Annotated in this window: 13 protein-coding genes; 1 reads left to right on the top strand and 12 read right to left on the bottom strand. The window is 35.6% G+C overall.

The features are described 5' to 3' along the window. Positions 1–381: 381 nt before the first annotated feature. Both D1003_RS08850 and D1003_RS08855 read right to left on the bottom strand, forming a co-directional pair. Positions 382–765 (bottom strand): HU family DNA-binding protein, encoded by a 384-nt coding sequence (locus D1003_RS08850; protein WP_153936535.1) that lies wholly within the window; start codon positions 763–765, stop codon positions 382–384. 669 nt (positions 766–1,434) lie between these two features. Continuing rightward, entirely contained in the window at positions 1,435–2,163 is a 729-nt protein-coding gene (locus D1003_RS08855) for an RNA methyltransferase (protein WP_153936537.1), read from the bottom strand. On the opposite strand from D1003_RS08855, the gene D1003_RS08860 reads away from it, so the two are divergent. Beyond that, positions 2,149–4,728 (top strand): BamA/TamA family outer membrane protein, encoded by a 2,580-nt coding sequence (locus D1003_RS08860; RefSeq protein WP_153936539.1) that lies wholly within the window; start codon positions 2,149–2,151, stop codon positions 4,726–4,728. The genes D1003_RS08855 and D1003_RS08860 overlap by 15 nt on opposite strands. Positions 4,729–4,804: 76 nt before the next feature. On the opposite strand, the gene D1003_RS08865 is transcribed toward D1003_RS08860, so the two are convergent. The 10 genes from D1003_RS08865 to D1003_RS08910 form a co-directional block, all read right to left on the bottom strand. Further along, on the bottom strand, positions 4,805–5,887 hold the full coding sequence (locus D1003_RS08865) for a chorismate mutase (protein WP_153936541.1): 1,083 nt from the start codon (positions 5,885–5,887) through the stop codon (positions 4,805–4,807). Positions 5,888–5,898: 11 nt separating this feature from the next. Continuing rightward, positions 5,899–6,360 carry a hypothetical protein gene (locus D1003_RS08870; protein WP_153936543.1) on the bottom strand — a complete coding sequence of 154 codons (462 nt, stop codon included), beginning with the start codon at positions 6,358–6,360 and terminating at the stop codon, positions 5,899–5,901. Between the two features lie 131 nt (positions 6,361–6,491). Continuing rightward, positions 6,492–7,577 carry a DNA polymerase III subunit gamma/tau gene (gene dnaX, locus D1003_RS08875; protein WP_153936545.1) on the bottom strand — a complete coding sequence of 362 codons (1,086 nt, stop codon included), beginning with the start codon at positions 7,575–7,577 and terminating at the stop codon, positions 6,492–6,494. Positions 7,578–7,711: 134 nt separating this feature from the next. Further along, positions 7,712–8,323, bottom strand: a complete 612-nt coding sequence (locus D1003_RS08880) for an inorganic pyrophosphatase (protein ID WP_004920235.1) — start codon at positions 8,321–8,323, stop codon at positions 7,712–7,714. 16 nt (positions 8,324–8,339) lie between these two features. Next, positions 8,340–8,846, bottom strand: a complete 507-nt coding sequence (locus tag D1003_RS08885) for a hypothetical protein (RefSeq protein ID WP_079206465.1) — start codon at positions 8,844–8,846, stop codon at positions 8,340–8,342. Between the two features lie 58 nt (positions 8,847–8,904). Then, complete coding sequence (locus tag D1003_RS08890; protein WP_260393387.1) at positions 8,905–9,780, bottom strand: hypothetical protein; 876 nt, start codon at positions 9,778–9,780, stop codon at positions 8,905–8,907. 10 nt (positions 9,781–9,790) lie between these two features. Beyond that, complete coding sequence (gene radC / locus D1003_RS08895) at positions 9,791–10,468, bottom strand: RadC family protein (protein WP_153936549.1); 678 nt, start codon at positions 10,466–10,468, stop codon at positions 9,791–9,793. A gap of 17 nt (positions 10,469–10,485) precedes the next feature. Beyond that, positions 10,486–11,097, bottom strand: a complete 612-nt coding sequence (locus D1003_RS08900; protein WP_153936550.1) for a murein L,D-transpeptidase catalytic domain-containing protein — start codon at positions 11,095–11,097, stop codon at positions 10,486–10,488. 7 nt (positions 11,098–11,104) lie between these two features. Further along, positions 11,105–11,770: an ABC transporter ATP-binding protein gene (locus D1003_RS08905; RefSeq protein WP_153936552.1), complete on the bottom strand. Its 666-nt coding sequence runs from the start codon at positions 11,768–11,770 to the stop codon at positions 11,105–11,107. A 90-nt stretch (positions 11,771–11,860) separates the two neighbouring features. Then, positions 11,861–12,577 carry a hypothetical protein gene (locus D1003_RS08910; protein ID WP_153936554.1) on the bottom strand — a complete coding sequence of 239 codons (717 nt, stop codon included), beginning with the start codon at positions 12,575–12,577 and terminating at the stop codon, positions 11,861–11,863. Positions 12,578–12,807: the final 230 nt, after the last annotated feature.

Genomic DNA, 12,807 nt, shown 5'->3' on the forward strand with positions numbered 1-12,807 from the left:
CAAAGGCAGAAATACCGCACATAACAAAGTTTTTTTCATAATGTTAAAGTTTATAGATGTTAGATGTTAAGTTGTTAATTGCTAGTTGTTGGTTGTGAAATTGTGAAGTTGTAAAAAAGTTTAAAGTTCAAGGAGCTGAAGCTGTTCAAGGTTCTATGTTTAAGGTTTAAGGGATAGGTACGCTTATTCAACCTTGAATATTTGAACTTTAAACCTTGAACACTTGAACCTTGAACTAAAGCTCTTTGAACCAATGAGAAAACGCCTTCTGCAAACGCCTTTGTAGAGGGCTTTCGCAAGATACCCCAAAAACACACGTGTTTTTGGAGAAAAACACGCGTGCGGATTTTTTTTTCACGCGTGTTTTTTCCTCCAAACACGCTACATTTTTTCATACTTCAGCGTAGCCAACATTTTTTTCAGGTCAGAACCTGGCGTAAAAACCACCTTGGCGCTTTTTATTGCCGAAGCCGTTACTTCTTCCTCCGTGGCTTTGCCCTCGCTACTGATGCTCACCCGCATACTGCCCATTTCGCCCAGCCTTACCACTTGCCCCTCCGCCAAAGAGGTCTGCATTACATCTACCAAAGCGTATAAGACTGCACGAATGTCGGCGCCGCTTACGGTGGAAATTTTCTCGATGTCCTTGGTAAGTCCTGCTAAAGTTTTCTCGCTTACCGTGTTTGCAGAGGCGTAATATTTCTTTTCGCCTCCACCGGCAACCCCAGGTTGCCCTTTCTGAATTACTTTGTACTTGATTGGCATAAGATTTAAATTTTAGTTGTTAGATGTTAAGTCGTGAAATTGTTAAGTTGTGAAGTTGTAAAAAAGTTTAAAGTTCTGGGGGCGTAGTTCAATAGCTCCGATGATTCCTTGAATTTTTGAACTTTAAACCTTAACCCCTTACCCCTTGAATATTTGAACTTTAAACCTTGAACTCTTGAACCAATAAGAAAACGCCTCCCCCCTCTAAACACACACAAAACAAGGAGGAAGGCTAAAACAGAGAGAATAGGGTATCCTCTCTGCACACTAGAAGCCTTAAACCCAAACAACCAATTTAACTTATGAAAAAGATGGACTTCTAGCAGGTATTTATGAAAACAAAACTTAGCGTATGCTAAACACCAAACACCCCCAACGAAGATTGGAGGCACATTATTTATAATTGATGATAAAAATTTAGATAAAAAGTAGTATACTACGCGTACGCGGGTAACTAGTCTGTGTGTGTGTTTACACAATTATTTGGAACTACCAAATAATTGTGTAACTTTTTTACACTTTTTTGTATGTGGTTGGTACTGCGTGTCATAAACTGGGGGCAAACATATCACCTTTTGAGGAAGTATGCAAGTTTTTTGGGAGAAAAAAACAACATACCTCTATATCATTCTGCTTTTTTATACCTCAAAAGGGCTTTATAATACTAAATTATTTATCAGAAAATATTTGTCCTAAAATAATCCCCGCCGCCATAGATACATTAAGGCTTTCTGTAGCTCTGTGATTGCCAAAACGAGGAATAGTGATATTCCGCTTCATCAATCGTTCTACGCTAGACCGCATTCCGTTGCCTTCGTTTCCTAACACTAGATTGAACTTTTTGGGAAAATTAGTTTTATATAGATTTTCGCCCTCCATATCTGTACCGATATTTTCTGCAGAGGAGCTGGATAGAAACTGTTCTATATCACTATACACTACATTTACTCTGGTAAACGAGCCCATAGTGGCTTGTACTACTTTGGGGTTGTAAACATCTACGGTATCTGTACTGCATACTATCTGCTCTATCCCAAACCAATCTGCCAAACGAATAATAGTTCCTAAATTACCCGGGTCTTGAAGCCCATCTAAAACTAAATTGATGTTATTGTGTTCCAAAATTTCCGAAGTAGGCACACGGCAAACCGCCACACTATCTTTAGGAGTTTTAAGAAAACTCACCTTTTTTAGTTCCTTTTCGGTAATAGGAACTAAAGCCTCTGCTAAAAATTCTATTCCCTCGGAATTAGCCGAATAAACGGCTTCTACTTCTATATTGGTATTTTTTAATTCTTTAATGATTTTGTTACCTTCAACCAAAAACAAATTGTATTTTTGTCTGAATTTTTTTTTATCCAAAGATTGTAAAACTTTAACTTTATGATTCGTAAGCATATCAGAAAATATTTCCAAAAGTATTATTTATTTTCCGCACTCACAATTTTGTTTGCTTTTTTGTACGCCTGTAACAGTACCAAAAAAGTACCTTACGGAGATGCTCTACTCACGAAAAACACCATTATCTACGAAGACAAAAAGTTATTTACCAGCGAAATATCTAATTATATACAACAAAAACCTAATAAGAAAGTCCTTTTTGTAGTTCCGGTTGGATTATGGCTTTATAATGCTGCTAATCCTAAATATGATACTATTCTCACAGAATATATGACCTACCCTAACCAAATGAGAAATCAGAGTTTGAGGGACTCTCTATTTGTTAAATACGGTCACCCTGAATATGTAGGAAAATCTTTAACCGTAGACCGTTTTCTGCACACCGTAGGCGAAGCTCCTAAAATTTTGGAGCAAGGGAAAACCATTGCTAGTGCAAAAAATATGAGGCAATTTATGCGTTATAGAGGTTATTGGGACGCCAAGGTGGATTATAAACAAGATATTGATACTGCAAAACAAAAAGCCCAAGTAACTTATAAACTCACCTTTAACGAGCCTACAAGAATAAAAAACTACTATTATTCTATCCCAGATAGCAATATTAGGGGGATTTATGAAGGGGAAGCTTTCAAAAGTAAAATAAAAACAGGTGATATTCTTGATCAAAAAAAATTGGAAGAGGAAGTCAAAAGAATTACCGACCGTGTGAGAGATGTAGGCTATTATAGCTTTAATAAAAATAATGAGGAAATCTACTTTACCGCAGACACTTTAGAGGGTAACAAAAATGTGCCTCTCACTATGGATATACACAAGAGCGACAAAGACAGCCCCTATAAAATAACAACCATAGGAAAGGTAGATGTATTCGTTGTAAACCACATTAGTGATACCCTAAATACTCAACCTTACCGTTTTGATAAACTCCCCAAAGACGACAGTGTAAGGATACACAAACTCGACCAACAATATACAACCCGCTCTCTATGGCTCCCCATCATTCTTAAAAATGGTGAAGTTTACAATCAAAAATGGCTAGACCTTACCAAAAGGAACATCAATGCTATGAACAATTTTAGCATTATAGACTACAAAGAGGGATTAAGAAAAAATAACGATAGTATTTTAGATGTAAGATATATCCTAAGACCACTTCCTAAATATGAGTTCAAAACCGCTTTTGATGCTCATTATTCTCAAATATTGAACTTTGGTTTCTCTCCTTCTGTGGAGCTTATCGCAAGGAATGTATTTGGTGGTGCAGAAAATCTATCTACCAGTTTTTCAGGTATTATCGGTACTACCAAAAACGGCAAAGACCCCGATAAAATATTCAACGCTTATGAACTTTCTGCACAGATGGCTCTTAATATCCCAAGGCTTCTACTTCCCTTTAGATACCACAAACTAATCCCTAAACGCTACTCTCCTACCTCATCTATCGCTTTAGGAGCTTCTATCCAAAATAATATTGGTATGGATAGAATCAACTTTAATGGAAGCCTTAACTATACCGCTAATGTAAATGATGTGGTTTCTCATAGGCTTTCTCTATTCAATACCCAGTTAAGTTTAACAAGAAATAAAGATAGCTACTACGACCTATTCCGCGGAGACAATGAGGTAAGGCAAAATATATTTAACCTCTACCAGACGTTTAACCCTTCCTACAATGTTAATGCTTATTCTTACGATGATGTTTCTAGAACGATAATTTCTGATGGAGCTTTCTCTGGCTCCTTAAATGCAGAGAATAGGGATATGTATAATACTTTCTTGCAATCTCTACTCAATAGAGATAGGCAAACACAAAATGTACTTATTTCTTCTCTAAACTATCAGTTTTTATACAACGAAATTGGTAAAGAATACTATAAACACCCATTCTATTTTAGTGGAAAAATGGAATTTGCAGGAAACCTCATCAGTTTACTCGGAAAAACAAAAGATTCCAAAAGTATTTTAACCAACAACGAAAAAACAATATTTGATATTCCTTATTCACAGTTTGCAAAGTTTGATGCCGATGTGAGAAAATACCTTAACATCAATTCAAAATCTACACTTGTTTTTAGGCAGTTTATTGGGGTAGGTATTCCTTACGGAAATTCATCAAATATGCCATTTGTAAGGTCTTATTTTAATGGAGGTTCTAATGATATTCGTGCGTGGATTGCCTTTGGGGGACTTGGTCCTGCCGACTCTCAATTAAATGAAAAGGTAAGGTCTTTTATTATGGGAAATGTAAAACTTACTTCTAATATAGAATACAGATTTCCTATCAATAATATGTTTGAAGGGGCTTTGTTTACAGATGCAGGAAACATTTGGTCGCTTAAAGATACAGGATTAGGAGATGCCTTCAAGTTCAATAAATTTTATAAACAGTTAGGCGTTGGTAGTGGCTTTGGGGTAAGAATAAATGTTGCCTATGTTACCCTCAGAGTAGATTTTGCCTACAAAATGTACGACCCCAACCAACCAGAAGGAGAACGCTGGAGAATCAGCCATATAAAACCACTTAAACCTACACTTAACTTTGCCTTTGGGTATCCGTTCTAAAGACTATAATAATATTTAATAAAAAAAATCGGTTGTGTAAATAATGACAACCGATTTTTTATTTATGTTTTAAAATTTATTTAGAACCTATCATCACTTTATTTTGTACTTCGATAGACTCTTCGTGAATAGCTTTAAATATTTTTTCTATAAAATCCTGACTCATACCCGTTTCATCAGCTTTTTTTCTAGCATACTCTGTAATTTCTTTCCATCTTTCGGGTTGGAAGATAGCAATATTATTTTCTTTCTTTAAAGTCCCTATTTTCTCCGATATTCGCATTCGGTTAGAAAGAAGCTCCATTAACTGAAAGTCTATATCAGAAATTAAAGCTCTATGTTTCCCCATATCATCTTCGTAGCCAGAAATATCCGAAGTCCTTACCTTTAAACGACTTATCATTTCATCTAAAACCGATGGCGTAATTTGTTGCGAAGCATCGCTCCAAGCCTTATCTGGTGTGCAATGAGTTTCTATCATCGCTCCTTCGTAGCCTACATTAAGTGCTTCTTGAGTAATATCAAACAATCCTTCTCTATTCCCACAAATGTGTGAAGGGTCCACAAACATTGGTATATTAGGAAACTGATTTTTAAAATCTAATGCAATGTGCCAATTAGGTATGTTACGGTATTGCGTTTTCTGATAGGTAGAAAATCCTCTATGGATTGCACCCAAATTTTTAACATCTTGTGCCAATAGCCTCTCTAAAGCTCCCACCCATAAAGCTAAATCTGGATTAACAGGGTTCTTAACCAACACAGGTTTATCTGTACCCTTGAGAGCCACCGCAATTTCTTGTACCGTAAAAGGATTTACCGTAGAACGAGCTCCTACCCAAAGAATATCTACATCTGCCTCCAAAGCCGCATACACATGGTGAGCATTAGCTACTTCGGTTGCCGTTTTAAAACCAAATTCTTCTTTCACTTTCTTAAGCCAACTAAGCCCTATTACACCTACCCCTTCAAACGAGCCTGGTTTAGTTCTTGGCTTCCAAATACCTGCACGGAAAACATCTATCTTTGCATTAGCTTCTTTAATTCCTCTTGCTGTTTCTAGCATCTGTTCCTCACTTTCTGCACTGCAAGGTCCTGCTATCACCATTGGCTGCGGATAGTTTTGCAACCAATCGTTTTTTAAATCTCTTAAATTCATTGTATTTACACTTAATTAAAATCAAACTGCATCAGTTCCTGCAAGTCTTTCAATAATGGATTTACCTCCACCATTTTATTAAATAAATCTCGTTTTGTATCTTTTTTAATGATTACTCGCTCTGCTTCTTCAAAATCAAACTTCACACGATAATTATTAAACTTGTGTTTAAAATCACTAAAAAACTGAGGACTAACCTTTTCAAACTCTACCCTAGCAGATTTAGACGTATATCTAATACAAACTCTATTTTCTTCTGCTTTTTCTATGGTAAAATTTTGTACGGCATTAAAGGTTACCATATCCTCACGAGCTAATTTTTTCAAAAAATGTTTCCATTCTTTTTGTAAATCGGTCTCACTAAAATGTCCATCGGGAAGCTCCTCTTCTTTTATTTCCTCTTCTACCTGCAACTCTTCTGTTTTGTTTATAGCCTCTGTAATACTAAATGAAGATTTTACAGATTCTTTCAAAATAGGTGCTTTAGCCTTTTTGATTTCTATCTCTGGTACTTCGGAAATGTTTTTGGAATTTTCTTTATGAACCGTGGAAGCCTTTTCACTAGCTTTCTGAACCGCCCCTTCTTTAACTAGAGGTGCTAAAATCAGAAACTTTTTTTTTTAGCTCCTTCTGTCCCGTGGGTGAGGCTAGCCAGTTGCATCAGGGCTATCTCCACTGTAAGACGAGGATTTTTGGAACTCTTGTAATTGATGTCTGCATAGTTGCAAATTTCTATCGCATCTACCAACTGCTGAGCTGTCCATTTTTGGCTTTGTTCTGCATATTTGGCTTTCGTTTTCTCGCCTACCTCTATCAAGTTTAAAGTAGATAAATTTTGAGCCATCATTAAATCTCGGTAGTGATTTCCCAATCCAGCAATGAAAATATGAGGGTCAAAACCCTTTTTCACAATTTCGTTAAACGCTACCAAAACATTAGGAATATCATTAGTGTGGATTAAATCTACTATTTTGATGTATTGGTCATAGTCCAAAATATTAAGCACCTCCGCTGCTTTTGCAAGGGTAATATTCTTTTGGGTAAATGTTACCAATCTATCAAAAATAGACAAAGCATCTCTAAGAGCTCCATCTGCCTTTTGAGCGATAAGGAAAAGCGCGTCGTCTTCGTAGCTAATACCTTCTTTATCTGCTATTTTTCTAAGGTGTCCCTGAATATCCTCTATGGTAATTCTCTTGAAATCATAAATTTGACATCTAGACAAAATGGTAGGGATAATCTTATGTTTCTCCGTAGTTGCTAAAATAAAAATAGCGTGTGCAGGTGGCTCTTCTAAAGTTTTAAGAAATGCATTAAAAGCCTGTGAAGACAACATATGCACCTCATCTATAATATATACCTTATATTTACCTACTTGTGGTGCATAACGCACTTGGTCGGTAAGTTCTCGTATATCATCTACAGAGTTGTTAGACGCGGCATCTAGTTCAAAGATATTATAAGAAAAACCATCTTCGCTCGTAGCGCCGTCTTTTTCGTTAATCTTTCTGGCTAAAATCCTTGCACAAGTTGTTTTACCTACGCCACGAGGACCACAGAATAACAATGCCTGAGCCAACTGATTTTCGGCAATGGCGTGTTCCAAAGTATCTGTAATATGCGACTGCCCCACAACAGTGTCAAACTCTTGTGGACGATATTTTCTCGCAGATACTATGAAATTTTCCATTGGTCAAAAATAAGTAAAAATGAATTTATAAAACAAATATTTACTCGTTTATTTAAAAATAGAAAAAGAACCTCCACCGAATATTATTCAGTTTTAGGTTCTTCTTCTTTAGTTTTTACTATGAGCCTTAAAAGTTATTCTCCGTAGTTTGTTTGATAATCTTTAATAGACGCTTCTACCACTTTTTTAGCGTGTTCTGCCCCATAAGTTTCATCTATTCTGCAAGATGCTTCTTCGTAAGGCAGGTTTTTGTAAGTCAAAAAGTAGTGTTTTAGCCTTTTAATTTCTGCCTCTGGAAGTTCAGAAATATCTCTAACGTGTCCGTAAGACTGGTCGCCCACCATTACTGCTATGATTTTATCGTCAGCCTCACCTTTATCTATCATTTTAAACCCACCGATTGGAATAGCGTCCATCAACAAGTTTCCTGACTGTATATTGTGCGAACTCAACACGCAAATATCAAGCGGGTCGTGGTCGCCCATCGTAACATCTTTAGCACCACTTTCTACTGCCAATTTCTTTACTTCCTCATCGCAATAAGTTCTTGGGATAAAACCATACAAAGCTGGAATAATATTAGAAAACTTCTGTGGTCTATCTACTTTTAAATAACCACTTTCTTTATCCACTTCGTATTTAATAGTATCCGAAGGTACAATCTCTACATATACTGTTACCACTTCTGGTGCTTTTTCTCCCGCAGAAATACCGTGCCACGGGTGTGCTTTAAAACTTGGAATCATTTGATTATATTTAATTTTATTTTGCTTTTAATATTTCTTTCCTCAACTCGTCTAGGCAAAGACCGATGTAATCTTCGCCATTGATATAACTCATCAGAAAAACAGTCTTAAACTCCTCTAAACTAGCCTCATTAAGCCCTTGATAAGTATCTTTGAGCAGCTTAATTATACTATTTTTAGCATCGGTTATATTTTCCCAAATCACTTTATCTATATAGATTTGTTGAGAGATGTTGTATTCAAACTCTTGATTGATGTTTTTCTCTGTTAAATACAAAAACTCGTGGGTAGCTAAGTTTTTATCAAAATTTTGGATAAGATAAGCGGGTTTTATACGTTCCAAAAAAATCGCCATTCTCTCGTGAGCCTGTGTATTTATTTCTTTTCCTTTTTTTAGAGTTAAAAGTTCCAATTCCTTTGTCTTCGCTTTCATATAGTAATGAAGCCCCTGTCTAATAAAAACTAAAAAGGGAAATGCCAAAACCAAAGCAAATGCATACGGCAAAAATTCTTTATAACTCATTTTTCAGAAAAAATAAGGGCAAAGTTAGTGATTTAAACTGATTTTAAAAACAGTCTTTCTAACGCAACCCTATAAATTGTAAAAGAATTTGTTTTTTGGATTGATGATAGACTGGATATTTCTCTAAAACCGCTCCAAAACGCTGATTAAACTGCTCCACAGAAGGAATATTACTTCCAAAGAAATTAAACTGATGAGTTTCAATAGACTGTTTGATGATTTCGTCTAAAACTACCGAAGGCGCATTGGTCTTTTCACCCTTATTATTTATAAAACAAAGCAAAGCCTTCTCTCCACCCAAATTAGAAATTACCGCTACGGAAAGCAAAATCCCTTGCAAATCTCTAGCTACATAAATTTCTAGTAGATTTTTTTGCTCCAAATATTCTAAGTGTTTGAAATATTTTTCTTTCAATCTATCCGATGATAACCACTCTACAAATTGAAAAAAGAAAGGTTTTATTTCGGATAAATTTTCTAGTGAAGAAATTTTAATTTCATTGTTTTTTGGAGATTTAAGATTTCTCTTTCGGCTGGTGGAATAGTTACTAAATACTTCTACATAAAAGGATTGATGAAGTTTATAGTTCTTTCTCCATAACATTGAATTCAATTTATTTTTAGCATTAAATGCATAATAAATTACTCTATAATTGTTTTTCAAAAAGCTAAAAAACAACTCGTTAATCTCCAAATTATCCTTTTTTGAAAAAACGCCTAACTGCTGTAAAAACGGAGGAAATAACACCCATTTAACTCCAAACTTTTTGATAATTGGTACAGGCATTACCGCTTCATAATCTCCTAAGACTATAACTTCCCAATTCCCACCATTTAAGGTATTAAGGTAAACTGCTTCGGCTTGAAAATGATACTGCTCAGAAGTTCTTAAACACTGAGTATATTTCTCAATATCAATCTGATGATTTTTCAACAACTGCAGCTTATAACACGCCTTCATCTGCGAAACTAAAGTATTTATTTTTAGCAATAATGATGTGGTCTAACAATCTAATATCCAACAAGACTCCCGCTTCTTTTATTTTCTTGGTAATTTCCAAATCTTGTTCACTAGGCGAAGCATTCCCCGATGGATGATTATGCACCACTATAATCGCCGTAGCGTAATGCTCTAATGCCATTTTGAACATCAATCTTACATCTACTACTGTACCTGATATTCCACCTTTGGATAAAGGTTTCTTCTGCAAAACTTTATTGCTTTGATTAAGAAATATCACCCAAAATTCTTCATTGGGTAAATCGCTTAAAAGCGGCGCCATCATTTCAAATATATCCGAACTTTGCGTAATCTGTAACCTTTTAGGCTGTTCCTGCATCGCTCGCCGTCTGCCTATTTCTAAGGCAGTGGCAATACTAATGGATTTGGCTTCTCCTATGCCTCTAAACTTCATCAAATCTGCAACGCCTATCTCACTCAACGCATTCCAATTATGCCCATAAGTTTGCAAAATTCTTCTCGCTAAATCTACCGCCGACTCTTCCCTATTGCCACTCCCCATAATAATCGCTAATAGTTCTGCATCAGATAAAGCATCTCTACCTTTGGTTAAGAATTTCTCTCTGGGGCGGTCGTCTTCTGATAGATTTTTTATGGACATAATGGCTTGATATTTATTTAATAATAAGAATAAAGCAAAATAGGTTTTTCCGAAGTATCTATATAGTTTTCTAATCGCTTAAAAAATAAATGAGAAACCATAGGACAACCTAAACTCAACGAAATATTTCCATCTATTTCTTGATTCGGAATACTATGATAACTATGTAAAACAATAGCTCTACGAAGGGCATTACTATTGGATTTATCTAATCCTACCAACCTATAAGATTTACCAAACTGACCATTATAACTCCCTCCTATTTTAAATTTACCCAAAGAAGACTGATATGAGTTTTCTGTATTGGAAAATACAAGAGTATTATCTGTTTTATTTACCGAACCTGAACCGTGAGCTACCAAGCCCCTATCTACGATTTTATCCGTTTTAAAACTATAAACAAAGAAGCGATATTTTCCTGATAGAATTTTATAATCTATCAGCATCACAATATCCTGATTATAATTTTTATTTCGGATATATTTCTTTACAATCAGAACTTTCTCCTTAAATCTTTTTTGCTGAAAAGAATCATCTAGAATCGTTGATTTTTCTGAATCTAGCGAAACATTCTCTTTATCACAAGAGTGCCAAATACTTAAAAACAAAAAGAGACAAAGCGTTCTCATACTTATTTTATAGTATCAACCCGTCTTTCATAACAAGTTTTCTATCTGTACTATCGGCGAGTGTGTTGTTGTGCGTTACAATGATGAATGTCTGCTGATATTTGTCTCTAAGGTCAAAAAACAGTTGGTGCAAAGCATCAGCATTTTTGGAGTCTAAATTCCCTGTAGGCTCATCAGCAAAAATAACTTTGGGACTGCCTATCAACGCTCTGATTACCGCTACTCTTTGGGCTTCTCCCCCAGAAAGTTGCTTAGGTTTATGGTTAAGCCTCTCTGCTATTTTGAGCTCTTCAAATAATGCGTGTGCCTTTTCTATATAGTCTTTTTCAGGCTTCCCTGCTATTTTAATAGGTAATAGAACATTTTCCAAGGCGGTAAACTCTGGCAACAGCTGGTGGCTTTGGAACACAAAACCTATATTTTCGTTTCTGAATTTAGACAAATCTTTGTCGTTCATCGTAAGAAAAGATTGCCCAGCGATGCTTATTTCTGTACCATATATCCCCACATCAGATGGCATATCCAGCGTTCCCAAAATATGTAATAGTGTAGATTTCCCAGCACCAGACTCTCCCACTATGGAGACCACTTCTGCTGGTTTTATCTCAATATCCACTCCTTTTAGGACTTCTAAATCACCGTAATATTTATGTATCTTTTTTGCCTTTATCATAGCCCCAAATTTACATAAAATTTAACAAAACAAGAACTTCTACTAAAAGTAGAAGCCTTGTATTGATTATGATTATTTTTTTATATCAAATTATGGAGTCGTTTGCTCTATACAAATGTTCATCACTTTCGAAGTACCATCAAATGGGTTTAAAGTTGTAAAATCAATATTAAATGTATGTCCAGTGTACGCAACTATAAGAGAAACCTTTCCCATTGTACTTGTTTGAAATGAAGCATCAAAAACACTTTCATTTGTACCTGTTATAGTAAAGTCACCTCTAACCGATCCATGGACCGCTCCATTAGAAAACCACCAAGTAGATTTAGCTCTTCTAGTTTGAGATGCCCACTTTGGAGTTCTTCTTACATATAAAGTAAATTTACCTATACCTGTATCCTTCCATTCAAAAATATAACCTGAGTCAGCAAAAGTCATTGTATGTGTAGGCCCCGGAAATACATCTCCGATTGTATTTCTAGAACAATATCTAATAGGCTTATACACTTCTTCTGGTGGTGGTGGCAACTCTATTACTGGCAACCCTGATATGGTACCTAAAACACCATTCGCATCTACTACTACAGTTTTAACAGCAGTAAAAGTTTGGTCTTTAGCCGTAGAAACTGTACCATTTACCTTAGTGTTTATAGCAGAGGCTGTGCCATTTAGAGGTAAATCTGATACCCTAGCGGTACCATTTATATGAAGCGTTTCTGTTGGGTCTTTTGTATTTATACCCACCTTTCCCGTTTGAGCCTTTGATAGCAAAGGCAACATTAAAGCAATAAAAATAGCTTTTTTCATATATTTGATTTTTAAAAAATTATAATTAGAACTTACTCCGAGTAACAATACCCTCATACGAAGAAACTGAAACACAAACAAGGAAATATCGTTGATTGAATAAATCACGATATAAAATAGATGATGTATATGAAATAAATAACTTAAATTAACGCGCGCGAAAATATTGTGTGTGTGTGTGTGTGTGTGTGTGTGTGTGTGTGTGTGTGTGTGTGTGTGTGTGTGTGTGT

Origin of the sequence: Riemerella anatipestifer (assembly GCF_009663465.1) — a bacterium.
In the GTDB taxonomy this organism is placed as follows: Bacteria; Bacteroidota; Bacteroidia; order Flavobacteriales; family Weeksellaceae; genus Riemerella; species Riemerella anatipestifer_C.